Genomic DNA, 22,622 nt, shown 5'->3' with positions numbered 1-22,622 from the left:
TTGAACACCTCGCCGGACCCGCGCTGGGCACCGCATGCAACCGTCGCCACCGTGGTGGTCGACGGCGGCAGGATGCTGCTGGTGGAAGAAACCATCGAGGGCCGGCAGGTGCTGAACCAGCCGGCCGGGCATCTGGAGCCGGGTGAAAGCCTGGCCGAGGCCGCCCTGCGCGAGACCGTCGAGGAAACCGGCTGGACGGTGGAACTGACCGCCTTCATCGGCTGCTACCAGTGGACCGCCGGTGACGGCACCCCGTTCCTGCGCTTCTGTTATGCCGCGCGCCCGGTCTCGCACGACCCGGCGCGGCCGCTGGATGCCGGCATCGATCGGGCGCTGTGGATGACCCCGGCCGAACTGCAGGCCGCCGCCGGACGCCAGCGCAGCCCGCTGGTCTGGCAGGTGTTGGCCGACTACCTGGCCGGCCAGCGCTATCCGCTTGCACTGGTCCGGGAGGTCGCATGAGCAGCCCTCGGGTGATGGTTGGCGTGTCTGGCGGCGTGGATTCTTCCGTGGCTGCCTGGCGCCTGGTGCAGCAGGGCGAGGCCGTGGCCGGTCTGTTCATGCAGAACTGGGCCGACGACGGCAGCGGTGACTGCCGCGCCGAGGACGACCGCCGCGACGCGGTAGCGGTCTGCGGACTGCTGGGCATTCCGTTCCATTTCCGCGATTTCTCCAACGAATACTGGCAGGGCGTGTTCGAGCACTTCCTGGCCGAATACGCCGCCGGCCGCACGCCCAACCCGGACGTGCTGTGCAACCGCGAAGTGAAGTTCAAGCACTTCCTTGATGCGGCCCGCGAACTGGGCGCCGAGCGGATCGCCACCGGCCATTACGCGCGCATTGCCCAGCGCGGCCATCAGTGGCTGCTGCTGCGTGGCGCCGACCGTTCCAAGGACCAGAGCTACTTCCTGCACCAGCTGGGGCAGGAGCAGCTGGCGGCCACCCTGTTCCCGATTGGTGACCTTGAAAAGAGCGACCTGCGCCGGATTGCCCGCGACGTCAGCCTGCCGACCCATGCCAAGAAGGACTCCACCGGCATCTGCTTCATCGGCGAGCGCGATTTCCGTGAGTTCCTTGGGCGCTACCTGCCGGCCAAGGCCGGGCAGATCCTCGATCCCAGCGATGGCAGCGTGATCGCCGAACATCCTGGCGTCTTCTATTTCACCCTAGGCCAGCGCGAAGGCCTGAACATCGGCGGCGTGCGCGGCCGCCCTGCCGCGCCCTGGTATGTGGTCGGCAAGGACGTGGCCAGCAACGTGCTGTACGTGGACCAGGACCGTGACAGCCCGTGGATGCTGTCCAACAGGCTGCGCTCGGAGACCGCGCACTGGATTGCCGGCGCACCACCGGCACGGCGTTTTGAATGCACCGCGCAGACCCGCTACCGCCAGCCCGATGAGCCGTGCACGGTGGATGTGCTGGACGATGGCAGCGTACAGGTCACCTTCGCCCGGCCGCAGCGTGCAGTCACCCCCGGGCAATCCCTGGTGCTGTATGACGGTGAGGTCTGCCTGGGTGGCGCGGTGATCGCCGCCACCGACGCGCCGCTGGAACAGCGCCTGCGCACCACCCCTTCTCCTTTTGAGGTAATCGCTGCATGAGTTTCACTGTCGACGACCGCGTTCTGGCTTTGGCCGGCATTGCCCAGGCCCTGCAGCAGGTACGCCGTATCGCCGATACCGGCCATTCCGATGCCGCTGCCGTGCGCACCGCCGTGGACAGCGTGTTCCGCATCGATGCGTCCTCGCCGCAGGCGGTGTTTGGCGACCGGCACGCGCTGAAGTCGGGCCTGCGCCTGCTGCACAACCATTTCCGCAACCAGGGCCAGGACCCGATCCTGCCCAAGCTGGCCCTGTCGGTGCTGCAGCTGGAGCGCCGCTTCGTGCAGGACGGGGCCACCGTAAACAAGGTCGCCTCGGGCATCGAGCGCGCGCAGCGCCAGGCCACCGAGCTGGGTGACAGCGGCCACCCCGATGTGCTGGCCGCGCTGGGCGGCCTGTATGCAGATACCATCAGCCACCTCAAGCCGCGGGTCATGGTGCAGGGCAACCCGCATTACCTGGGCCAGGCCGGCGTGGTGGCCGAGATCCGCGCGCTGCTTCTGGCCGCCGTGCGTGCCGCTGTGCTGTGGCGGCAGCTGGGTGGCAGCTACTGGGACTTCCTGCTCAGCCGCAAGGCCATGGTCGAGGCCGTGGACCGGCAGCTGGCCTGAGGCCATGGGGTCGGATCCCTTTCCGGCACGGAAAGGGCTCTGACCCCGAACAGCCCGGCAGCGCCGGAAAACCGGCGCATTCAGAATGCATTTCGAAGCACATCGACGTTAAAGAGAAAGGGGGTACGGCCGATACATCCTCCGTGCACCTCCCGAGAACGTCCATGTACTCACGCATTTTCATCCGTCTGGCCGCCCCCCTGGCTCTGACCCTGCTGCTCCCCTTCGCCATCGGTTTCGAATGGCCGGTCGCCCTGCGTTGGGCGATCCTGACCACGATGACGCTGAGCTGGCTCGGCTTTGCGTGGTGGACCGCCCGCGCCCAGGCGCACCGTTCCCCGGAACATGCCCGTGTCCTGCGTGAGCAGGACCAGCTGCTGACCGAACTGCGCAACTTCGTCGGCAACGAGATCGACGGTTCGCGTGGTGAAGTGGAACGCGCCCGCGACCTGATCCGCCAGGCCGTCTCCAGCCTCGGCGGCAGCTTCGATGCCATGAACCGCAAGTCGCGCCAGCAGAGCCAGGCCCTGTCACGCATCGTCGACCGCGCCGGTGACGAAGGCGGCGCCGGCCTCGACGTTGCCCGCTTCGCCCAGCACGCCAGCCACCGCATGGAACAGCTGGTGGAAGCGCTGGAGCAGGTCAGCGGCCAGAGCAGCACCACCGTGCAGCACATCGACCAGATGGCGCAGCACCTGGATGGCATCTTCGCGCTGCTGGAAGACGTCAAGTCGATTGCCGACCAGACCAACCTGCTCGCCCTGAACGCCGCCATCGAAGCTGCGCGTGCCGGTGAAGCCGGTCGTGGTTTCGCCGTGGTTGCCGACGAGGTCCGCAACCTGTCCGAGCGTTCGACCACGTTCAACGAACAGATCCGAAAGTTGGCGCACAGCTCCAAGGACGCCATCGCCAAGGTCCGCGAGACGGTTTCGCACATGGCCTCGCGCGATATGGACCGTTCCCGTGAAGCGCGTCAGGAAGCCGCGGCGATGCTGGACAACGTGGCGCAGATCAATGCGTCGCTGGGTGACGGCATGCGCGAAGTGTCCGACTGCGCGCGTTCGATCGACGGCAGCGTGGCCGAAGCCGTGCGCGCCCTGCAGTTCGAGGACATCGCCACCCAGGCGCTGGGCGGCGTGCATACCCACCTGGACCGCCTGACCGCGATCAACCGCGAAGCCGTGGCCCTGCAGGAACTGCTGCATCGCAACGGCGGCGTGTTCGACGAGGAAATCGCCTCTGCCCTGCAGCGCACCGGCAGCCGCCTGCGCGAACTGCGCAGCGAATGGGAGCGTCCGCCGCACAAGCCGGTTGCCCAGCAGAGCATGGGCGCCGGTACGGTCGAGCTGTTCTGATCCTGATGTCCGCTGCCCCTTCCGGCAGCGTGCGAGGCCCCGGTTCTGCCGGGGCCTTTGCGTGTGACCCGCCTTTGGATGCATCCTGCAAGCGCACCATGACCCTGATCCGCGCCCTGCCCCCGATCAACGAGAACGAGCGCCCGCGCAATGCGGGCGTACGTGAGCAGCTGCGCCAGCTGGAAGAGGTGGCCCGCGAAGAAATACAGGAGCTGCAGCAGCTGGCCGATGCGCGCCCTGCCCCGGTTGTGGCCGGCGACGACCTGCTGGGGTTGGCGTGGGACCTGGGGCTGGATGGCAGTGCGTTGAAGTAGATCCACGCCATGCGTGGATGGCTTTCACCTGAACGACTGCAGTCTCAAATCTACTGCATCGATCGGCGCTCTCTGCCGACAGTGCTTTCAGATTTATTGCATGGCTTGAGCTGCGAAAGCGGGACAGACTCCCCGCTCCGCCCTGCTGCTCAGGATTCAAAATGGCGCTCGACCTTGGAAAGGCCCGCGAGGTCTTCGATGACTTTCTGATGATCATGGACGACCAGATTGAGTGGCTGGTCGCGCAGGCTCAAATGCATGGCATTGAACTGGATAGGAGCCCCGAAAGCTTCGACAGGCTGGAGCGCCTGCATGACTTGATGGCAGCCACGCTGTCCGAGGACGAGCGGGACTCCCTGAGGGTCATACTCGCCCGATATCTAGGGGAGACCGTCAGTCTGGCACACGGTGGAAGGTGGACCTTGCCATTGGACGACCCCAAGGACGTCCACTTCAACAGACCCGTGATCGTGGGGCACTCGACCTATCCCATGGAAGAATTCAGTCCCATCCATACGATGCGTGCCTACTCGCTTCGTGGCCGCCCGGGATTGATCAGAAGCATCGTTGCCAGCAGCGTCAATCCGCAGATCCTGGATCTAAGCGACCTGGTAGAAGAAGATTGACCCAAGTCAGTCCCGAAAGGCGTCTGACCTGCTGCACGCACTCGGGCCCACAGCGCCGCTGCCCGTCGCTCTCCCATGGCATGATGCGCCGGTCCCGTTCATGGAAGACCGATGGCCATCGCCTTGATTACCTTGCTGCTGGTCGAGGTCCTGCTGCTGGTGATGTGGGCGCCGTTTTTCTTCCGTACCGGTATCGTCCTGTTCAACCAACGCATCGCTGCTACGCCTGCAGAGCTGGCCCAGCTTTCGCTCGCTGGCCTGGAGCATGACCTGCCGACCGACACCTGGTTGCGCCTGGTATTCCATGCGCTGCCTGACGGCAGCATCGCCTTTCGCGAGAGCTTCGCCCCCAGCTTCGGCGGTCGCTACTTTCCGCTGATGCGCGGTCGGGTGGTGATTGACGCGCGGCGCCGGGAGGTGCAGGTAGTCGGGCTGTGCAGCTGGTTCGCGCTGGGCCTGACGCTGATGCTGGTGCCGATCGTTCTGATCCGGCCAGCGGCGTGGCCGATGCTGGTGGCCCTGCTGCTGTTCTACATGGGCTACTACATCCAGCTGCGACGCTATGCCAACGTGGTCGAAGCGGTGCGCGCACGGCTGCGGTCCGAGTTTCCACAGCGGCTGGTTACCGAACCGAAGTAGATCCACGCCATGCGTGGATGCGCTTCAATTGGTACTCCCTTTGGACTGTGGCGCCTCCCGGCTGTGGCGGCTGACGACACTCGATGCAATCCCGGCACCGATGGCACCGAAGCCGAATGCGATCACGTTTTTCACAGTTGATGCCAGCAGCGTCAAGTTCAACTGCCATGAGGTACCGGGCCACCACGTTGATATCTGCGCCAAGCGGTCTGTCAACTGCTCGAAACTCAGGTAGTTCACGCTTGCACTGAGCACCAGCAATATGCCAAAGGTGAATTTTACGCGGTCACTCTGGAGCCGCCGTCTGAAAAAGAGATACAGCACAAGATAGGTATTCGTCACGAACGAGACGATGCTACCAATGAAGTCAAACGAAGCAGTAACGATCATCGCATCCGGCAATTGCGCCTGAAGTTCGACGATGCCGGCCCATGTGCCGAGCCCCATGAGCACGAACAGCTCGATCATGCGCATATCGCTGGCAACATCTGGATCGTCGAGCCATTCGCCAGCGCGGCATCTGAGCGTACTCCAGCATCCGCGAGCACTACGACTGCACTTTTCTTCCGGAAGGGACTTGCTCTTCATCGCCTCAGCGCGCCAGCACCACTTCGCTGGCGGCATCGGTGCGGCCGGGTGCGGCATGCTGCTGGCGCAGCCACTGCGCCAGGTCGCGCGGGCTGAGCGGGCGCGAGTACAGGTAGCCCTGGATCTCGTCGCAGCCTTGGCGGCGCAGCATGTCCTCTTCCTGGTGCGTTTCCACGCCCTCGGCCACCACTTTCATGCCCAGCGCGTGGCCGAGGTGCACTATGGCCTGGGTGACCTCGGCGGTACCGGAATCATGCAGCATGCCCTGCACGAAGCTGCGATCGATCTTCAGGCGACCAACCGGGAAGCGGTTGAGGTAGTTGAGGTTGGAGAAGCCGGTACCGAAGTCATCGACCGCCAGCGGCACGCCATGCCGTTCAAGCACATCGAAACAGTGGCGCAGGATGTCGGTGTCACGGATCAGGGCTGATTCGGTCAGTTCCAGCTCCAGCCGTTGCGGCGGCCAGCCGTGCGCGTGGCAGATCTCGATCACCCGCTCGGCGAAACCGCGATCACGCAACTGCACCGCTGACACGTTTACCGCAATGCGCTCGAAATGCAGGCCGGCGCGATCCCACGCGGCTGCCTGGCGACAGGCTTCGGACAATACCCAGTCGCCGATGCGGACGATTTCGCCGCACTTTTCGGCGATCGGAATGAACTCCGCAGGGCTGCAGTAGCCGATCCCCGGACGGTGCCAGCGCAGCAGCGCTTCGATCGCCGGCGGCTCGCCGTGATGGGCGTGCAGCAGCGGCTGATAGGCCAGGCTGAACTCGTCGCGCTCGATGGCGCCATGCAGGCCGTGCTCGATCTCCAGCCGCCGCTGGATCCGCGCCAGCGCGTCCTGGCTGTAATACTGATAGGTATTGCGACCGGCTTCCTTGGCCGCGTACATCGCCGCGTCGGCAGCGCGCAGCAGTGAGTCGAAGTCGGTCTGGCTCTCGCCAAGCATGGCGATGCCCACGCTGGCGCCAACTTTCAAGGTGGTGTCGCCACGGCGCAGCGGCTCGGCCAGCGAATTGATCAGCTTGCGCGCTACATGGCCGGCATCTTCCGGCTCGGCCAGGTCGCGCAGCACCACGATGAACTCGTCACCACTGAAACGACCAAACAGGTCGTTGTTGCGCAGGTTCTGGTGCAGCCGGGTTGCGGCGGCCTTCAGCAGCGCATCGCCGGTGGCGTGGCCGAAGCTGTCGTTGATGTTCTTGAAGCCGTCCAGATCGATGAACAGCATCGCCAGCGAGGTGCCGCGATCACGCGCTTCCTCGATGGCTTCGGAGGTCTGCTCGCCCAGCAGCACCCGGTTGGGCAGTCCGGTCAGCAGGTCGTAGTGGGCAAGCAGTTCAATCCGCTCGTTCGCTTCGCGCTCGCGGGTGATGTCACGGAACAGAACCACGAAGCGCGGCGGCAAGCCATCACGACGGTCCAGTTCGATCAGTACCTGCACCCATACGCGCAACCCGGACTGGCGGTAGAAGCACAGATCCAGCTGCTCAGGCAGGCCGCCACCGGCGATCCGCCCCAACGCGCCTTCGAAGGCCGCACGCGAATCCTCGGCATACAACGCGAGCGCCTGGTCGAGGGTGATCGGTTCCTTGCGCAGGCCGTGGATGCGATAGCACTCCTCGGTCCATTGCATGTTGCGCGTCGCCACTTCGATCTCGCAACCACCGATGCGCCCCAGCGCGGACACGCGGTTGAGCAGTTCGGTACGCCAGCGGATGAGGGCATCGGTCTGATGCTGTTCGGTGATGTTCTGCACCTGCCCCAACAGGCGCTTGGGCTGCCCGTCCATGTCCAGCAACGGTTGCATCCACAACCGCAGATGCTGCGAGGGTTCGTTGCCGCGGGTCAGTTCCAGTTCCAGGTTGGCGGCGCGACCATCGCGCCACAGGCGGCGCCAGGCCGCACGCAGTGCACCACGTGAGCGCGGGTGCAGCTGCTTGAGCCAGCGTCGCTGCCCCGGGATGCTGTCCTGCCGTAGTGCCAGCAGCGAGCGCAGTTCCGGCGACCACCAGAATTGGCGGCTGTGCGGATCGAACGACCAGCTGCCCATGCTGGCGATGCGCTGGGCTTCGCGCAGATGCAGCTGTTGCTCCTGCAGCATGGCTTCCAGCTGCTTCTGCTGCTCGATGTCGGTATGGGTGCCGACCATGCGCAGCGGCTGGCCATCGGCGGTACGGGCCACCACCCGGCCGCGGTCCAGCACCCATCGCCACTGACCATCGGCCTGGCGGAAGCGGAACTGGGCGCTGTACTGCTCACTGTCGCCGTGCAGGTGTTCATCCAGCGCGGCGCGCACCTGGGTGATGTCGTCGGCGTGCACGCGCGCCAGGATCTGGGTGGCCGTTTCCTCACCCAGCGCGGGCGTGCGCGCCACCCGGTCGCTGGGGATGTCCCAGTCCCACAGGCTGTGGCCGGCGCTGTCCAGTGCAAGTTCCCAGCGACCGCCGCCATCAACCGGAACCGGCTCGGGCACGCTGAGGGTAAAGGCGAGCAGGTTGCCGCTGCCGTCATGCACGGCACGCAGGTGGCCATCGTAGTGACCACGTGGGCCGCCCGGCAGCGTGCAGGCGACGATGCCACCGTCGGCCGCCAGCAGGCGCAGGTCTTCCAGCATTGGCGCGTACGCGGCCACCGTGGCCGGCAGGCCATGCTCGCGCGCAGCCGGATTGGCCGCGAGCGGGCGCCCGCTGCGGTCGACGATGACCAGCGCCGAGGCGAGCGGATGCTGCAGCAGGCTGGCGATGATCCCTTGGTCCACGCGATCTTGCTCCGGATGAAACGCCCGACAGCGGGGCACGCAGTGGTTAACGGCGCCTGCGGCGGATAATTGAGTGGCCAGGGCACACCTGCGCGGTAAGATGGCCCGCACCCCTTCTTCCCTGCCGCCGTCCATGCCCGTAGAACCGACCGGCACCGCCCCTGTTCCCGACCCGCGGATGGCGCAGGCGCTGGGCCGCGACCGTCGTCGCGTGGTGCTGAGCTACCTGGCGATGGCGCTGGCCTGGATGATCGCCACCGACGGCGCGGTGACGGCACTGGTACCCGACCCACAGCAGGCGGCACTCTGGCAGAGCATGAAGGGCGCATTTTTCGCCCTTGCCAGTGCTGGCCTGCTGTACCTGCTGCTGCGGCCGCTGGCCGAGCACGTGCTGCACACCCATGCCCGCCTGCAGGCCTCCGAGCTGCGCCTGCGGCAGATGTTCGAAGGCAACCCGGGCCCGATCCTGGTCTATGACCTGGACAATCTGACCATCCTCGATGCCAACCCGGCCGCCTGCAGCACCTTCGGCTGGGACCGTGACGAACTTCTGGCGCAGACCATCGACGTGCTCTGGCCACCTGGCCAGGACCAGGCGTTGCAGACCAAGCTGGAGGAGATCCGCGGCGCGCCCGAGCAGCTGTGCATCCTGCGCGCGCAGCTGCAGCTGCGCGATGGCAGCCTGCGGCAGATGGAACTGCGTTCGAACGCGATCGACTACGACGGGCACACTGCGCGCCTGCTGATCGCCATCGACCGCACCGCCGAAGACCTGGCCCAGCTGCGGCGCGACCAGGCATTGGCCCGCGTGGAAGAAGCCCACGAGCTGGCCCGGATCGGCGCGTGGGAGCTGGACCCGTCCACCGGCCAGGGCCGTTACTCCAACCAGGTCTATCGCCTGCTGGGCCGTCGCCCGCCCGAGGCGCGACGCTGGCACCGTTTCGACGAGCTGCTGGTGGCAGCCGACCCGGCCACGGCTGCACAGACCGATCAGGTGCTGGCCGAGCTGTGCTCGGGTGAGCAGGTGCAGGTGGACGTGCTGCTGCCGGTACTGGCAATGGATGGCCGTGCGCTGATGGTGCACCTGCGTGCCGCCAGCGGCGTGGATGAAGCCGGACGTGACCGGATACTGGGCACGTTGCAGGACGTGACCGAGCGTGAGCAGTCGCGGCGCCTGTTGCGCGAACGCGAAGAGCAGTTCCGCGAGCTGGTGCGGGTGCTGCCCGATGGCGTGGTGATCCTGTCCGACGAACATGTGCTGTATGCCAATGCGTGGGCGGCCGGCCTGTTCGGCTACGGCAGCCACACGCTGCTGGGCGAGCCGCTGTCGGCCCTGGTGGCAGGCGGCGATCTGGCCCGGATGCGCGCGCAGATGCGCGCCGGGCAGCCGCAGCACAGCCCGGGCCACAGCAGCGTGGTGGCCATGCAGCGCGCCGATGGCCGCAGCTTCCAGGCTGGCATTGCGGTGGGTGACGTGCGCTACGGCGGGCGCGACTGCAAGCTGCTGATCGTGCGCGACCTGAGTGAATCCGAACAGACCCGAAGCGCGCTGGAGACCAGCAACCGCGAGCTGCAGGCGATGGCTGGCCGCCTGTTCTCGCTGCAGGAGGACGAGCGCCGGGCGATCTCGCGCGACCTGCACGATGACATCGGCCAGGCGATCACCGCGATCAAGCTGTCGGCCTATGCAGCGCAGGACGAGGACGATGCGCAGCGGCGCGGCGAGGACCTGGCGCAGATCGTCAGCCTGGCTGATACCACCGTTGCCAAGCTGCGCGACATCTCCACCCTGCTGCGGCCGCCGCAGCTGGATGCGCTGGGCCTGGAGGCGGCGTTGAGCTGGCAGGCGCGCGTGCTGTTCCGCTCGTCCACCGTCGAGCTGCAGGCCGAGATCGAATCGCTGCCCACGCGCCCGGACAACAGCATCGAGCAGGCCTGTTTCCGCATCGCCCAGGAAAGCCTGACCAATGCACTGCGCCACGCGCGCGCCAGCCAGGTGGTGCTGCAGCTGCGCGACGTCGACCAGCGCGGGCTGCACCTGATGATCCGTGACGATGGCGAAGGGTTCGACCCCGATGGCCCACGCGGCTTGGGCCTGATCGTGATGCGCGAGCGTGCGCAGAGCGTGGGCGGCCATGTGCGGATCGAGTCGGCGCACGGCGCCGGCACCCTCGTCGATGTCCACCTTCCTTACCAGGCCGCTGTTACGGCGGCCGTCGAGTCAGCGGAATACTGAGCCCATGTGGAACCCCAACCTGCCCCCGGTCAGCATCGATGATGCACCTGATCGCCTCGGCGCCGGCAACCCCGAGCTGCAGGCGATGGTCGCCGAAGCCGCCTCCGGTGGTACCCCGCTGATGCTGATGCATGTGGACATCGACCACTTCGCCTCGGTCAACGAGAACATGAGTGCGGAGGTTGGTGACCAGGCACTGGTGCTGGTGGCCCAGCGCCTGCAGTCCTACCTGCGCGGACGCGGCATGCTGTGGCGGCATGGCAGCGATGAGTTCCTGATTGCCGTGCCGCGCACCGCCGATCTGCCCCTGGCCGAGGATTTCGCCGAAGAGATCCGCCAGCAGATGGAACTGCCGCTTTCAGTTCTCCCCTATACGCTGTTCATGACCGGCAAGCTGGGCGTGAGCCTGTGCCCGGAGCACGCCAGCAGTGCCTCACGCCTGCTCGACCATGCCGAGGACGCGCTGTACCAGGCCGCCCGCGAAGGCGGCAATGCGGTGCGCATCCATGCGGTGGACACGCCGCCGAGCGCGCACAGCGAGAGCATCATCGCGCGGCAGATCGTCGATGCGATTCCCAACGGCGAACTGAAGCTGCGTTACCAGCCGCTGGTCAGTGCCCGCGATGGCCACGTGGTGGGCATGGAGGCGCTGCTGCGCTGGCAGTCGCCGACCCTGGGCATGCTGGTGCCGGAGCGTTTCATGCGCACCGCCGAGCGACTGGGCATCATCGTGCAGATTGGTACGTGGGTGTTGGAAGGTGCGTTGAAGCAGGCCCGGCTGTGGCGCGACCAGGGCTTTGATGACTTCACCATCGCGGTGAATGTGTCCACCCTGCAGCTGCTGCGCCCGAATTTCTTTGCCGAAGTGATGGGCGTGATCCAGGCCTCCGGCGTGCCGGCACAGATGCTGACGCTGGAAATCAACGAAAGCGCGCTGACCAACAACGTCAACTTCGTCCACGAAACGCTGGCCAACCTGCGCAACGAAGGCATCAGCCTGAGCCTGGACAACTTCGGCACCGGCGATTCGAGCCTGAGTGCGCTGGTGCGCTACCCGGTGGACAAGCTGAAGATCGACCGCAGCTTCATCAAGAGCGCTCCGGCCGGCAACCGTGAAGCGGCGATCGCACGCGCGATCATTGCGATGGGCCACCAGCTGGGCATGACGGTGATCGCCAACGGCGTGGAATCGCAGGCACAGCTGGGCTTCCTGCGCCGCAACGACTGCGACGTGTTCCAGGGCTACCTGTTCGGCGAACCGATGTCCGCCGATGCCGCCGGCATGACCCTGCGCCGGCGCTACCTGCGTCCCGAAGCGTTCGCCGAAACCCGCCCGGACCGCACCCTGCTGCTGCTGGATGACGAAGAGAATGTGCTGCGCTCGCTGGTGCGCCTGTTCCGCCGAGATGGGTACCGCATCCTGGCGGCAGGCAACGTGCGCGATGCGTTCGATCTGCTGGCCATCAACGACGTGCAGGTGATCCTGTCCGACCAGCGCATGAGCGACATGAGCGGCACCGAGTTCCTGGGCCGGGTGAAGATGCTGTACCCGGACACGATCCGGCTGGTGTTGTCGGGCTATACCGACCTCAACACGGTGACCGATGCGATCAACCGCGGTGCGATCTACCGGTTCCTGACCAAGCCGTGGAACGACGACGAGCTGCGCAAGCACATCCACCAGGCCTTCCGCACGTACGAGGAACAACGGCGCAGCAACGGTGGCCTGGCGGCTGTCGAGCCGGCCGACGGCGGTGAGGATCGTTCGCCGCCGCGGTAAACCCGGGTAGTGCCGGCCGCTGGCCGGCAGATGCGGGGTTTCCAGGTTCATCGGGTTGCCGGCCAGCGGCCGGCACTACCGTGCTGCTTCAGCGCGGCTGCTTGATCGGCAGCACGAGGCGGAAGCGCGAGCCGACGCCTGGGGTGCTGTCCAGATCGATGCGGCCGTGGTGCTTGTTGATGATGCTGTAGGAGATCGACAGGCCCAGGCCGGTACCGCTGCCCACCGGTTTGGTGGTGAAGAACGGATCGAAGATGCGCTGGCGCAGTTCCGGCGAAATGCCACCGCCGGTGTCTTCGAACTCGACCCACACCGTGTCGCCGTCCACGCCGGTGCGCACGGTGATCGTGCCGCGCTCGGCGATGGCATGGCCGGCGTTGAGCAGCAGGTTCATGTAGACCTGGTTCAACTCCGAGGGCAGGCATTCCACCAGCGGCAGCTGGCCGAACTCGCGCACCAGGTGCACCTTGTACTTGAGCTCGTTCCAGATGATGTTGATGGTCGATTCAAGGCCGGAATGCAGGTCGACCAGCTTCCACGACTCGTCGCGGCCGGAATAGGAGAAGTCCTTCAGGTCGCGCACGATGCGGGTGACGCGCTCGATGCCTTCGCGTGACTCGGCCATCAGCTGCGGCAGATCGCGGCTGATGAAATCGATGTCCAGGCGGTCACGGATATCGTCGATTTCCGGAATCAACGCCTTCGGGTCGGGCGCACGCAGGGCGCGTTCGTAGGCTTCGATCACCGTGAACAGGCTGCGCAGGTATTCCTGCAGGCTGCCCAGGTTGGAATGCACGTAGCCGATCGGGTTGTTGATCTCGTGCGCCACGCCGGCGGCAAGCTGGCCGATGGAGGCCATCTTCTCCGACTGCAGCAGCTTTTCCTGGGTGCCGTTCAAGCGCAGGTAGGCCTGGCGCAGTTCGGCATGGCGCTGCTGCAGTTCGCGTTCGTAGTCTTCCTGGCCTTCGATATGGCGGAACAAGGCCAGGTAGTGCCCCGAACCGGGTTCGCCATGGAAGTACAGATGGGCGATGACCACGCCCTCGCCCAGCGGCAGGCTGCCGTTCCAGTGACCGTGCTGGCGCGCATGTTCCAGCGCATCCGGCGGCAGCAGCTGGCGCAGGCGCTGTGGCGGCGGCAAGGTGCCTTCATCGCTGCCCAGCAGGCTCTGCGCGGCCGGGTTGGCCAAGGCGACCTGCCCATCTTCGGTGAACAGCAGCAAGCCCTCGCGCAGGCGCTCAAGCAGGGCCTGCAGCACCGGTTGCGGCGGAAGGGGGGCGGTAACCAGAACGTTGGCGGCAGACACGGCGGCTCGGGGCGATCAAACAGGCGCCCAATATACGCGTTCACGCGGCGGCCTACAGCCGCCATCGGGCGGTCAGCCGACCGCCGGTCCTGTCAGGCGACGGCGAGCGGCCGCCGCGCGGTGACGGTATGCGACTGGCCCTTGGCATCGTAGGCCGAGGACTCTTCGGTGCGGCCCATCTGGCGCAGTGCCCAGTTGACCTCGCGCCGGCGCCGCGACAGCAGCACACCGTTGGCGCGGTTGCGCTCGGCCAGTTCCTGCAGCTGCTCGCCCTCGCCCACCGGTGGCGCGCCTTCCAGCGCACGCAGCGCTTCCAGCTTCGCACCGGTGGCACGGATCAGGGCATGCACGTCGTGCTCGACCAGGGCCTGGCGTTCAACGTCCAGGGCCTGGGCAAGGCGCTGCAGCGGCTCGCTCATCGCCGCGGTCATCCTTGCAGCTGCTGGTCCAGTTCAAGCATGCGCGAAGCGATCGCGTCCGGATTGATCTTGTAGGTGCCGTTCTGAAGCGATTCGCGCACCGCTGCAACACGCTGGGCGTCGATCGCCGGAGCGGTGCTCAGCTCACGCTCGATGGCCTGCAGGTTGGTGGCTTCGCCGGTCAGGCGCAGGCTGTCGGCCGCCTCGACTGGACGTGCCGCCGAATCGGTGCTGACGCCGGGCTTGGCGGCCGGGGTGGTCACGCTGCGCAGTGCCTGGGGGACCTGCAGGTTGCCGTCGATTTTCTGGCTCATGGGGTGTCCTGGAGTTGCCGTACACAAGGGATAACGGCCGCAGGGCCGTGATCTTTAGGGGAATTCTGCATTATTTCAACGCGCCACGATTACGTCACCGGTCGCGTCCACCGTGCCCTGCACGATACGGCGAGAGGACAGGTTTTCCACCGAGACGCGCTCGTTCTGGCCGGCATCGCCCAGTGCGCGGCCGGCGATGCGGACCTCGACCGAACCACGCCGCGATACCAGTGCCACACTGTCTCCTCGCTTGATGAGACGCTGTGCAACCAGATCGTTGCTCGACAACAGTGTTCCTGCCGGCAACGGCCGACGGGCGATGCGGCCGATCGCTGCGGCGGGATCGGCCAGCACTGCGCCGGCAATCCGTGCCGCGTCACGCTGGGCAGTACTGATATCGGCAGCGGCGATGGATTCTCCAGTGCCGATGCCACGGGTCAGCACCAGCACGGTCTGGTTGCGGCGCACCTTCACCGGCACGAACAGGCGCCAGCCACCGGCGTCGGGACAACTCACTTCCACGGTGGTGTTTGCCGTGGGCTGCACCTGCAACGCGCCGCCGCACCGCGGAAGGCGCAGCGCATCAGCAACCACGGCCTCACCTTCAGTGCCGGCGGCCAGGGTCGACAACGCGGCAGCACGGATGCTGGCCACCGGCTGCCAGTCGGCAGCGGTTGCCCACGGCGCGGCTACGGCCATTGCAGTGGCAAGGAAAAGAACAATGCGGCGCATGGCGCCTCCTGTCGGTAAGACCTGGCCCAGACGCGTGCAAGCTGCGTGCCACAGGCACAGGGCGGACAGCTTCCCGGCCGCGGCGCTGCACTCGCCCTCAAGTTCCACCCTGCCCGCGCCGATACAGCAGCCATGTCCCATGACCTGCTCAACCGGATCGACCAGCGAACCCGACTGGCCGGCCACAATCGCCTGGCGCTGCTGCTGTTCCGCCTCGGCGGACGTCAGCTTTTTGGCGTCAATGTCTTCAAGGTGCAGGAAGTGCTGCGCCGCCCGGAACTGTTCCAGGTGCCCGGCCTGCCCGGCCAGTTCGCCGGCGTGGCCGACGTGCGCGGCCGTTCGGTGCCGGTGCTGGACCTGGGCCTGGCCATCGGCCACCCCGAGCGCGAGCCCGATGCGGACACCGCACCCGGTTACCTGGTGGTGACCGAGTTCAACCGCTCGATCCAGGGCTTCCTGGTCAGCGGCGTGGAGCGGATCGTCAACATCGCGGTGGAAGACATCCACCCGCCGCCGGAACTGGGCGCTGAATCGAGCTACCTGACCGCGGTGACCCGCTTCCAGGGCGAGCTGATCCAGGTGATCGACGTGGAAAGCGTGCTGGCCGACATCGCCCAGGTGCGCGGTGAGGCCGTGCTCGACCCGGCCATGGCGATGCCCGCCGACGCCCCGCAGCTGCAGGTGCTGGTGGTGGATGATTCGCGGGTGGCCCGCCAGCAGATCCGCAGCGTGCTGGACCAGCTGGGGGTGGGCGCGACCCTGCTCTCGGACGGCAAGCAGGCGCTGGACCACCTGCTGCAGATCCATGCCTCGGGTGAAAACCCGGCCGAACGCTACGCCATGGTGATCTCGGACATCGAGATGCCGGCGATGGACGGCTACACGCTGACGACGGAAATCCGGCGCCATGCCGGCCTGTCCGGGCTGTACGTGCTGCTGCATACCTCGCTGTCGGGCGTATGGGGCCGGCACTACCCCTCAGGGTTTGGCACACCGCTTGCAGCTTCCCGGGCAACGTTCCCGTGGGAGTGCACCGTGCGCAACCTGATTACCGACTACCTGGGCGTCCATGCCCAGGCAATGCCGTTGCGCGAACAGCGCATGAAGCTGATCGCCAGCAACCTCGGCAATGCCGACACCCCCGGCTACAAGGCCCAGGACCTGGACTTCGATTCGGCCCTTCGCCATGCGCAGGGGCTGGATGCCAACGGCCTGATGACCACCACCAACGAGCAGCACTACGAAATCGGTAGTGGCCTCAACCCGTTCCAGGTGGCCCGCGAGGGCGTACAGCCCAGCATCGACGGCAACACCGTCGACCCCGATGCCGAACGCGCCGCCTATGGCCGCGCTGCACTGGAATACCGCGCTTCGCTGAGCTTCGTCGAAAGCAAGGTGCGTTCCATGCTCACCGCGATCACGGGGCAATAAGCCATGAGCAACCTGCCGATCTTCGATATCGCCGGCTCCGCGCTGCAGGCGCAGTCGGTGCGCATGAGCACCATCGCCTCCAACCTGTCCAACGCTGACAGCATCGCCGGTTCGGCCGACGCGGTGTACAAGCCGCTGGAACCGATTTTCCAGGCGGTCACCAGCAAGACCGATCCGAACATCACCTCGGTGCAGGTGAAGGAGATCACCCAGAGCAACGCGGCGCCGATCAAGCGCTACGAGCCAGGCCATCCGCTGGCCGACGGCGATGGCTACATCTACCAGCCCGACGTCGATCCGGTGGCGCAGATGGTCAACCTGATCTCGACCTCGCGCAATTACCAGGCCGGCGTGGAGATGTTGACCACCGCCAAGGAACTGGCCCTGGCCACCCTGACCATGGGCCGCTGAGGCCCGCTGCACCGGACACCGCCATGACCACTGCCGTCAACAACCAGAGCAACCAGGACGTCTACGCCGCACTCGGCCTGAACGCCCCCAACAGCAACGCCACCAAGAAGAAGAACACGTTGGACCAGGCCGATTTCCTGCGCCTGATGACCGAGCAGCTGCAGCACCAGGATCCACTGAAGCCGATGGACAACACGCAGATGGTCTCGCAGATGGCGCAGATGTCGACCGTGCAGGGCGTCACCGATCTGAACAAGTCGGTGAAGGGCTTCCAGGAGTCGATGGCCAGCGACCAGGTACTGCGTGGCGCCGCGCTGGTCGGCCACCAGGTGCTGGTGCCGTCGGAAAAGCTGGTGCTGGAGAAGGAAGGTTCGGTGGAAGGCACGGTTGCCGCGCCGGCCGCGGGCATCGTCACCGTGGACGTCACCGACGCCAACGGCGCCAAGGTCACCTCGATCAGCGTTGAAGCCAAGGCCGCCGGCGAGACCGCGTTCACCTGGGATGGCAAGGATGCCAACGGCAAGCGCATGGAGCCGGGCAAGTACAACATCGTCGCCAACCACGTCGACACCACCGGCAAGAGCACCAAGCTGTCCACCTTCGTACAGGCACCGGTGGAAAGCGTGACCGTCGGCTCCGACGGCCTCTACCTGAACCTCAAGGGCCTGGGCACGGCCCCTCTCGACTACGTGCTCCGCGTCAGCTGAGCCGCACCTACCGCATCCAACAGGAGCATCCCATGGGCTTCAACATTTCCCTGTCCGGCATCAACGCTGCCAACTCTGACCTGAGCGTCACCGCCAACAACGTGGCCAACGTCAACACCACCGGCTTCAAGCAGTCGCGTGCGGAATTCGCCGACCTGTTCGCCGCCACCAGCTACGGCCTGTCCAAGAACGCGATCGGCTCGGGCGTGCGTGTTTCCAACGTGGCCCAGCAGTTCATCCAGGGCAACAACGAGCAGACCGGCCGCAGCCTGGACATGGCCATTTCCGGTGAGGGCTTCTTCACCATGAACATGAACGGTGCACGCGTGTACTCGCGCGCCGGCAACTTCCAGACCGACGCCGCCGGCTACGTGGTCAACCCGCAGGGCGCACGCCTGCAGGTGTTCGCTCCGAACGCCGACGGCACCAACTTCGACGCCGGCCGCCTGGTCGATCTGCAGTTGCTGACCACCGACAGCCCGCCCAAGCAGACCAGTGAGGTCAAGGTCGGCTTCACCCTGCCGGGCAATGCCAAGCAGCCGACGGTGACCACCTTCGACCCCACCAATTCCAACAGCTACAGCCATTCCAGCGGCGGCATCACCGTGTATGACTCGCTGGGCGTCAGCCACACCCAGGTGTCCTACTTCGTCAAGGAAGCGGCCACCAACGCCTGGACGGTGCACAACTACGTCGATGGCCAGCCGGCCGGTACGCCGACCCCGCTGACCTTCGACAACGCCGGCAAGCTGACTGCACCGGCCAACGGCAAGATCAGCCTGGGCACCTTCACCCCGACCACCGGCGCCGGCGTGCTGAACATGACGCTGGATGTGAGCGGCTCGACCCAGTACGGCGAGAAGTTCGCCCTGCGCAACACCCAGCAGGATGGCTACGCGGCCGGCAAGCTCAACGAAATCACCGTTTCGGAAACCGGCGTGGTGTTCGCCCGCTATTCCAACGGCGACGACAAGCCGCTGGGCCAAGTTGCACTGACCAGCTTCAACAATCCGCAGGGCCTGGAACAGAAGGGCAACAACCTGTGGGTGGAGACCTTCGATTCGGGCACGCCGCGCACCGGCGCCGCCGACACCTCCAACCTCGGCAAGATCCAGGCCGGTTCGCTGGAATCCTCCACCGTCGACCTGACCGAACAGCTGGTCAACATGATCACCGCGCAGCGCAACTTCCAGGCCAACGCGCAGATGATCACGACCCAGGACCAGATCACCCAGACCGTCATCAACATCCGTTGATGACCTGCTGACCCTGTCACGGAACTCCCCGCATGGATAAAGCCCTTTACGTGGCGATGACCGGTGCCCGCGCCTCCCTGCAGGCGCAGGGAACGCTCAGCCACAACCTCGCCAACTCGGACACCCCTGGCTTCAAGGAAGCGCTGGCCAACACCGAAGCCTTCCCGATCCGTGGCCCGGGCTTTGCCTCGCGGGTGGATGCACTGCATGTCGATGCGGGCTTCAACCGCACGGCCGGCGCGCAGCACATCACCGGCAAGCCGCTGGACCTGTCGTTGCAGACCGGCACCTGGCTTGCCGTGCAGTCCACCGATGGCAGCGAGGCGTACACCCGTGGCGCCGCGCTGTCGGTGACTCCGAACGGCCAGCTGGTGACCTCCAGCGGCCGTCCGGTGCTGGACGACAACAACAACCCGATCGCGATTCCGCCCTACCAGGCGATGGAGATCGGCAACGACGGCACGATCTCGATCATCCCGCAGGGCGAAGGCCCGCAGACGATGGCGATGATCGGCCGGATCAAGGTGGTGCAGGCGCCGGATGATCGCCTCGAACGCGGCCTGGATGGCCTGTTCCGCAATACCGATCCGCTGCAGCCGTTCGCCCAGGCGCAGGGCACGGCGGTGCACAGCGGCCAGCTGGAAGGCAGCAACGTCGATGCCGCCGGCGCGCTGGTGCAGATGATCCAGCTGCAGCGCCAGTACGAAATGCAGGTGCAGGTGATCAAGCACGGCGATGACAACGCGCGCAGCGCCAACAGCCTGTTGCGCCTGGGCAGCTGACGGAATTCCGGCACCGGCCCGCGCCGGTGCTGGCACGCCGCTTGCACTCCCTACCCCATGGGCCGCACCGCGCGGCCGGCTTCACCCAGACAGGACTCCGAAGATGAACCAGGCATTGTGGATCGCGAAAACCGGACTGGATGCGCAGCAGATGCGCATGTCGGTGGTTTCCAACAACCTCGCCAATACCAACACCACCGGCTTCAAGCAGGACCGCGCCAGCTTCGAGGACCTGCTGTACCAGCAGGTGCGCCAGCCCGGCGGTTCCTCTTCGGCACAGACCCAGCTGCCCACCGGCCTGCAGATCGGCACCGGCGTGCGCGTGGTGGCCACCGCCAAGAACTTCGAGCAGGGCAGCCAGCAGCAGACCGGCCGCGCGCTTGACGTGATGGTCAACGGCCGCGGTTTCTTCGAAGTGCAGATGCCCGACGGCAGCTCGGCCTACACCCGCGACGGCTCGTTCAAGATCAACCAGGACAGCGAGYTGGTCACCAACAGCGGCTACCCGGTGCAGCCGGGCATCCAGATTCCCGAAGGCGCGCAGTCGGTGACGATCGGTACCGACGGCACCATCAGCGTGAAGATGGCCGACGGCGCGGCATCGGTGGAAGTCGGTGCATTGACCCTTACCGACTTCGTCAATCCGGCGGGCCTGCAGGCACGTGGTGAAAACCTGTTCCTGGAAACCACCGCCTCCGGCCCGGCGCAGAACGGCAATCCCGGCCTGAACGGCCTGGGCACCGTGGTGCAGGGTGCGCTGGAAGGCAGCAACGTCAACGTGGTGGAAGAGCTGGTGTCGATGATCGAAACCCAGCGCGCTTACGAAATGAACGCCAAGGCGATCTCGACCACCGACTCGATGCTCGGCTACCTCAGCAACAAGCTCTGACCGCCCTCACCGGGAAACTGCCATGTCGCCCCTTTCTTCCTTCGCCCGTACTGCCCTCGCCTGCGCCGTGGCTGCCCTGCTCGGCGGCTGCGTGATCGCTGGCGACGTGCGCCCCTATCCGACGATGGCGCCGTTGCAGCCGATCATGCCGCCGCAGGCCGAACCGACTGCCGGCGCGATCTACGCCGCCGGCCCGACCCTGCAGCTGTATTCGGACCGCCGTGCGCGCGATGTCGGCGACCTGCTGACCATCACCCTGCTGGAAAACACCACCGCGCAGACCAGCGCCAACACCGCCACCAACAAGGAATCGAACCTGAGCCTCGGCACGCCGTCGATTCTCGGCGCACCGGTCACCCTGGGCGGTAAGGACATCCTGAGTGCAACGGCCAAGGGCGCACGCGACTTCACTGGCAAGGGCAACAGCGCGCAGAGCAACCGCCTGCAGGGCAACGTGACCGTGACGGTGGTGCAGCGCCTGCCCAATGGCAACCTGGTGGTGCAGGGGCAGAAGAACCTGCGCCTGAACCAGGGTGATGAGCTGGTGCAGGTACAGGGCATCGTGCGCCCCGGCGATATCAGCGCGGACAACACTGTGCCTTCCAGCCGCGTGGCCGAAGCGCRCATCGTCTATGGCGGCCGCGGCCCTGTTGCGCAGTCCAACGCGATGGGTTGGCTGAGCCGCTTCTTCAACTCCGGCCTGACGCCGTTCTGAGTATGGCCATGAAACTCTCCTTCTCTTCTTCCTGGCAGCGACGCGCGGCGTCGCTCTACTGTGCCGTGTTCATGGTCTTTGCGGTGGCTGCCCCCGCCAGCGCCGAGCGCATCAAGGACCTGGCCCAGGTGGGTGGCGTGCGCGGCAATGCACTGGTGGGTTACGGCCTGGTGGTCGGCCTGGATGGCAGCGGCGACCGCACCAGCCAGGCGCCCTTCACCGTGCAGAGCCTGAAGAACCTGCTGGGCGAGCTGGGCGTCAACGTACCGGCCAACGTCAACCCGCAGCTGAAGAACGTGGCGGCGGTGGCGATCCACGCCGAACTGCCGCCGTTCGCCAAGCCCGGCCAGCCGATTGACATCACCGTATCCTCGATCGGCAACGCCGTGTCGCTGCGCGGTGGCTCGCTGCTGATGGCGCCGCTGCGCGGTGCCGACGGCCAGGTCTACGCGATTGCCCAGGGCAACCTGATCGTGGGCGGCTTCGGTGCACAGGGCAAGGACGGTTCGCGCGTCTCGGTGAACGTGCCCAGCGTCGGCCGCATTCCCAACGGTGCGACCGTTGAGCGCGCCCTGCCCGATGTGTTCGGCGCCAGTGGCGAGATCACCCTGAACCTGCACAACAGCGATTTCACCACCATCTCTCGGATGGTCGGTGCGCTCAACAATGCCTTCGGCGAAGGTTCGGCGCGTGCCGTGGACGGCGGCACCGTTGCCGTGCGTGCGCCCACCGACGCCGGTGCGCGCATCGGCCTGCTGGCCCGTATCGAAAACCTGGAACTGACCCCGGGCGCTGCACCGGCCAAGGTAGTGGTCAACTCGCGTACCGGCACCGTGGTCATAGGCCAGCAGGTGCGTGTCGGCCCGGCCGCGATCTCGCATGGCTCGTTGACGGTGACCATCCAGGAAAACACCAACGTCAGCCAGCCCAACGCTTTTGCCGGTGGCCAGACCGTGGCCACGCCGCAGTCGACCATCACCGCCACCAACGATGGCAGCCGGATGTTCAAGTTCAACGGCGGCACCACCCTGGACGAGATCGTGCATGCGGTGAACGCCGTTGGCGCGGCGCCGGGTGACCTGATCGCGATCCTGGAAGCACTGAAGCAGGCCGGCGCCCTGAGCGCCGAGCTCGAGGTGATCTGAC

Annotated in this window: 23 protein-coding genes and 1 pseudogene; 18 read left to right on the top strand and 6 right to left on the bottom strand. The window is 66.1% G+C overall.

Annotation, left to right across the window (positions count from 1 at the left end; genetic code table 11):
- From AB4Y98_RS00730 to AB4Y98_RS00700, 7 genes are all read left to right on the top strand, one after another.
- A complete protein-coding gene (locus AB4Y98_RS00730) occupies window positions 1-462 on the top strand; it encodes an NUDIX hydrolase (protein ID WP_312786024.1) in 462 nt (153 codons plus the stop codon).
- On the top strand, window positions 459-1,601 hold the full coding sequence (mnmA, locus tag AB4Y98_RS00725) for a tRNA 2-thiouridine(34) synthase MnmA (RefSeq protein WP_025879124.1): 1,143 nt from the start codon (window positions 459-461) through the stop codon (window positions 1,599-1,601). The genes AB4Y98_RS00730 and mnmA overlap by 4 nt, the downstream gene beginning before the upstream one ends.
- Entirely contained in the window at window positions 1,598-2,212 is a 615-nt protein-coding gene (gene hflD / locus AB4Y98_RS00720) for a high frequency lysogenization protein HflD (protein ID WP_176020744.1), read from the top strand. Before mnmA ends, hflD begins: the two co-directional genes overlap by 4 nt.
- A gap of 164 nt (window positions 2,213-2,376) precedes the next feature.
- Entirely contained in the window at window positions 2,377-3,567 is a 1,191-nt protein-coding gene (locus tag AB4Y98_RS00715) for a methyl-accepting chemotaxis protein (protein ID WP_100552494.1), read from the top strand.
- A gap of 98 nt (window positions 3,568-3,665) precedes the next feature.
- Complete coding sequence (locus tag AB4Y98_RS00710; RefSeq protein ID WP_442243511.1) at window positions 3,666-3,881, top strand: hypothetical protein; 216 nt, start codon at window positions 3,666-3,668, stop codon at window positions 3,879-3,881.
- Window positions 3,882-4,042: 161 nt separating this feature from the next.
- Window positions 4,043-4,507 carry a hypothetical protein gene (locus AB4Y98_RS00705; protein WP_442243510.1) on the top strand — a complete coding sequence of 155 codons (465 nt, stop codon included), beginning with the start codon at window positions 4,043-4,045 and terminating at the stop codon, window positions 4,505-4,507.
- A 111-nt stretch (window positions 4,508-4,618) separates the two neighbouring features.
- A complete protein-coding gene (locus tag AB4Y98_RS00700; protein WP_394198512.1) occupies window positions 4,619-5,146 on the top strand; it encodes a hypothetical protein in 528 nt (175 codons plus the stop codon).
- 24 nt (window positions 5,147-5,170) lie between these two features.
- Here AB4Y98_RS00700 and AB4Y98_RS00695 read toward each other — a convergent pair whose 3' ends face one another.
- Both AB4Y98_RS00695 and AB4Y98_RS00690 read right to left on the bottom strand, forming a co-directional pair.
- Window positions 5,171-5,614 (bottom strand): hypothetical protein, encoded by a 444-nt coding sequence (locus tag AB4Y98_RS00695; protein ID WP_394198510.1) that lies wholly within the window; start codon window positions 5,612-5,614, stop codon window positions 5,171-5,173.
- 124 nt (window positions 5,615-5,738) lie between these two features.
- Window positions 5,739-8,498, bottom strand: coding sequence for a bifunctional diguanylate cyclase/phosphodiesterase (locus AB4Y98_RS00690; protein WP_442243509.1), 2,760 nt, complete (start codon window positions 8,496-8,498; stop codon window positions 5,739-5,741).
- 133 nt (window positions 8,499-8,631) lie between these two features.
- On the opposite strand from AB4Y98_RS00690, the gene AB4Y98_RS00685 reads away from it, so the two are divergent.
- Window positions 8,632-10,734, top strand: coding sequence for a PAS domain-containing sensor histidine kinase (locus AB4Y98_RS00685; protein WP_428704403.1), 2,103 nt, complete (start codon window positions 8,632-8,634; stop codon window positions 10,732-10,734).
- 4 nt (window positions 10,735-10,738) lie between these two features.
- Window positions 10,739-12,514, top strand: coding sequence for an EAL domain-containing protein (locus tag AB4Y98_RS00680; RefSeq protein ID WP_312787606.1), 1,776 nt, complete (start codon window positions 10,739-10,741; stop codon window positions 12,512-12,514).
- Window positions 12,515-12,602: 88 nt separating this feature from the next.
- Here the strand turns inward: AB4Y98_RS00680 and AB4Y98_RS00675 are convergent, their stop codons facing one another.
- From AB4Y98_RS00675 to flgA, 4 genes are all read right to left on the bottom strand, one after another.
- The gene (locus AB4Y98_RS00675) at window positions 12,603-13,820 is read right to left on the bottom strand and encodes an ATP-binding protein (protein WP_025879115.1); all 1,218 of its coding nucleotides are present in this window, start codon (window positions 13,818-13,820) and stop codon (window positions 12,603-12,605) included.
- A gap of 92 nt (window positions 13,821-13,912) precedes the next feature.
- Entirely contained in the window at window positions 13,913-14,251 is a 339-nt protein-coding gene (locus AB4Y98_RS00670; RefSeq protein ID WP_025879114.1) for a flagella protein, read from the bottom strand.
- Window positions 14,248-14,553, bottom strand: coding sequence for a flagellar biosynthesis anti-sigma factor FlgM (flgM, locus tag AB4Y98_RS00665; RefSeq protein ID WP_025879113.1), 306 nt, complete (start codon window positions 14,551-14,553; stop codon window positions 14,248-14,250). Before flgM ends, AB4Y98_RS00670 begins: the two co-directional genes overlap by 4 nt.
- Window positions 14,554-14,628: 75 nt before the next feature.
- The gene (gene flgA / locus AB4Y98_RS00660; protein WP_248150431.1) at window positions 14,629-15,285 is read right to left on the bottom strand and encodes a flagellar basal body P-ring formation chaperone FlgA; all 657 of its coding nucleotides are present in this window, start codon (window positions 15,283-15,285) and stop codon (window positions 14,629-14,631) included.
- Window positions 15,286-15,417: 132 nt separating this feature from the next.
- Between flgA and AB4Y98_RS00655 the strand changes: the two are divergent.
- The 9 genes and pseudogenes from AB4Y98_RS00655 to AB4Y98_RS00615 all read left to right on the top strand — a co-directional run.
- Window positions 15,418-16,248, top strand: a pseudogene (locus tag AB4Y98_RS00655) (chemotaxis protein); the annotation flags it as partial.
- A 72-nt stretch (window positions 16,249-16,320) separates the two neighbouring features.
- Window positions 16,321-16,716, top strand: a complete 396-nt coding sequence (gene flgB / locus AB4Y98_RS00650; RefSeq protein WP_025879110.1) for a flagellar basal body rod protein FlgB — start codon at window positions 16,321-16,323, stop codon at window positions 16,714-16,716.
- Window positions 16,717-16,719: 3 nt separating this feature from the next.
- On the top strand, window positions 16,720-17,127 hold the full coding sequence (gene flgC / locus AB4Y98_RS00645) for a flagellar basal body rod protein FlgC (RefSeq protein WP_025879109.1): 408 nt from the start codon (window positions 16,720-16,722) through the stop codon (window positions 17,125-17,127).
- Window positions 17,128-17,150: 23 nt separating this feature from the next.
- Window positions 17,151-17,834, top strand: coding sequence for a flagellar hook assembly protein FlgD (locus tag AB4Y98_RS00640; protein ID WP_442243508.1), 684 nt, complete (start codon window positions 17,151-17,153; stop codon window positions 17,832-17,834).
- 32 nt (window positions 17,835-17,866) lie between these two features.
- A complete protein-coding gene (gene flgE / locus AB4Y98_RS00635) occupies window positions 17,867-19,090 on the top strand; it encodes a flagellar hook protein FlgE (protein WP_032974827.1) in 1,224 nt (407 codons plus the stop codon).
- 32 nt (window positions 19,091-19,122) lie between these two features.
- Window positions 19,123-19,872 carry a flagellar basal body rod protein FlgF gene (locus AB4Y98_RS00630; protein WP_025879106.1) on the top strand — a complete coding sequence of 250 codons (750 nt, stop codon included), beginning with the start codon at window positions 19,123-19,125 and terminating at the stop codon, window positions 19,870-19,872.
- A gap of 103 nt (window positions 19,873-19,975) precedes the next feature.
- Window positions 19,976-20,761: a flagellar basal-body rod protein FlgG gene (gene flgG, locus AB4Y98_RS00625; RefSeq protein ID WP_025879105.1), complete on the top strand. Its 786-nt coding sequence runs from the start codon at window positions 19,976-19,978 to the stop codon at window positions 20,759-20,761.
- 22 nt (window positions 20,762-20,783) lie between these two features.
- Window positions 20,784-21,476 (top strand): flagellar basal body L-ring protein FlgH, encoded by a 693-nt coding sequence (gene flgH / locus AB4Y98_RS00620; protein WP_442243507.1) that lies wholly within the window; start codon window positions 20,784-20,786, stop codon window positions 21,474-21,476.
- Window positions 21,477-21,478: 2 nt separating this feature from the next.
- The gene (locus AB4Y98_RS00615; RefSeq protein WP_025879103.1) at window positions 21,479-22,621 is read left to right on the top strand and encodes a flagellar basal body P-ring protein FlgI; all 1,143 of its coding nucleotides are present in this window, start codon (window positions 21,479-21,481) and stop codon (window positions 22,619-22,621) included.
- Window position 22,622: the final 1 nt, after the last annotated feature.

It is taken from the genome of Stenotrophomonas sp. 2YAF26 (assembly GCF_052114625.1).
Taxonomy (GTDB): domain Bacteria; phylum Pseudomonadota; class Gammaproteobacteria; order Xanthomonadales; family Xanthomonadaceae; genus Stenotrophomonas; species Stenotrophomonas indicatrix.
The sequence above is the reverse complement of the archived record's forward strand: the minus strand, read 5'-3'. Positions and strand labels throughout refer to the sequence as shown.

Bases quoted from the DNA above. Each gene is read 5' to 3' on its own strand.
- mnmA (WP_025879124.1), top strand. From the start codon at position 459: ATGAGCAGCCCTCGGGTGATGGTTGGCGTGTCTGGCGGCGTGGATTCT.
- hflD (WP_176020744.1), top strand. From the start codon at position 1,598: ATGAGTTTCACTGTCGACGACCGCGTTCTGGCTTTGGCCGGCATTGCC.
- AB4Y98_RS00715 (WP_100552494.1), top strand. From the start codon at position 2,377: ATGTACTCACGCATTTTCATCCGTCTGGCCGCCCCCCTGGCTCTGACC.
- AB4Y98_RS00710 (WP_442243511.1), top strand. From the start codon at position 3,666: ATGACCCTGATCCGCGCCCTGCCCCCGATCAACGAGAACGAGCGCCCG.
- AB4Y98_RS00705 (WP_442243510.1), top strand. From the start codon at position 4,043: ATGGCGCTCGACCTTGGAAAGGCCCGCGAGGTCTTCGATGACTTTCTG.
- AB4Y98_RS00700 (WP_394198512.1), top strand. From the start codon at position 4,619: ATGGCCATCGCCTTGATTACCTTGCTGCTGGTCGAGGTCCTGCTGCTG.
- AB4Y98_RS00695 (WP_394198510.1), bottom strand. From the start codon at position 5,614: ATGATCGAGCTGTTCGTGCTCATGGGGCTCGGCACATGGGCCGGCATC.
- AB4Y98_RS00685 (WP_428704403.1), top strand. From the start codon at position 8,632: ATGCCCGTAGAACCGACCGGCACCGCCCCTGTTCCCGACCCGCGGATG.
- AB4Y98_RS00680 (WP_312787606.1), top strand. From the start codon at position 10,739: ATGTGGAACCCCAACCTGCCCCCGGTCAGCATCGATGATGCACCTGAT.
- AB4Y98_RS00670 (WP_025879114.1), bottom strand. From the start codon at position 14,251: ATGACCGCGGCGATGAGCGAGCCGCTGCAGCGCCTTGCCCAGGCCCTG.
- flgM (WP_025879113.1), bottom strand. From the start codon at position 14,553: ATGAGCCAGAAAATCGACGGCAACCTGCAGGTCCCCCAGGCACTGCGC.
- flgA (WP_248150431.1), bottom strand. From the start codon at position 15,285: ATGCGCCGCATTGTTCTTTTCCTTGCCACTGCAATGGCCGTAGCCGCG.
- flgC (WP_025879109.1), top strand. From the start codon at position 16,720: ATGAGCAACCTGCCGATCTTCGATATCGCCGGCTCCGCGCTGCAGGCG.
- AB4Y98_RS00640 (WP_442243508.1), top strand. From the start codon at position 17,151: ATGACCACTGCCGTCAACAACCAGAGCAACCAGGACGTCTACGCCGCA.
- flgE (WP_032974827.1), top strand. From the start codon at position 17,867: ATGGGCTTCAACATTTCCCTGTCCGGCATCAACGCTGCCAACTCTGAC.
- AB4Y98_RS00630 (WP_025879106.1), top strand. From the start codon at position 19,123: ATGGATAAAGCCCTTTACGTGGCGATGACCGGTGCCCGCGCCTCCCTG.
- AB4Y98_RS00615 (WP_025879103.1), top strand. From the start codon at position 21,479: ATGGCCATGAAACTCTCCTTCTCTTCTTCCTGGCAGCGACGCGCGGCG.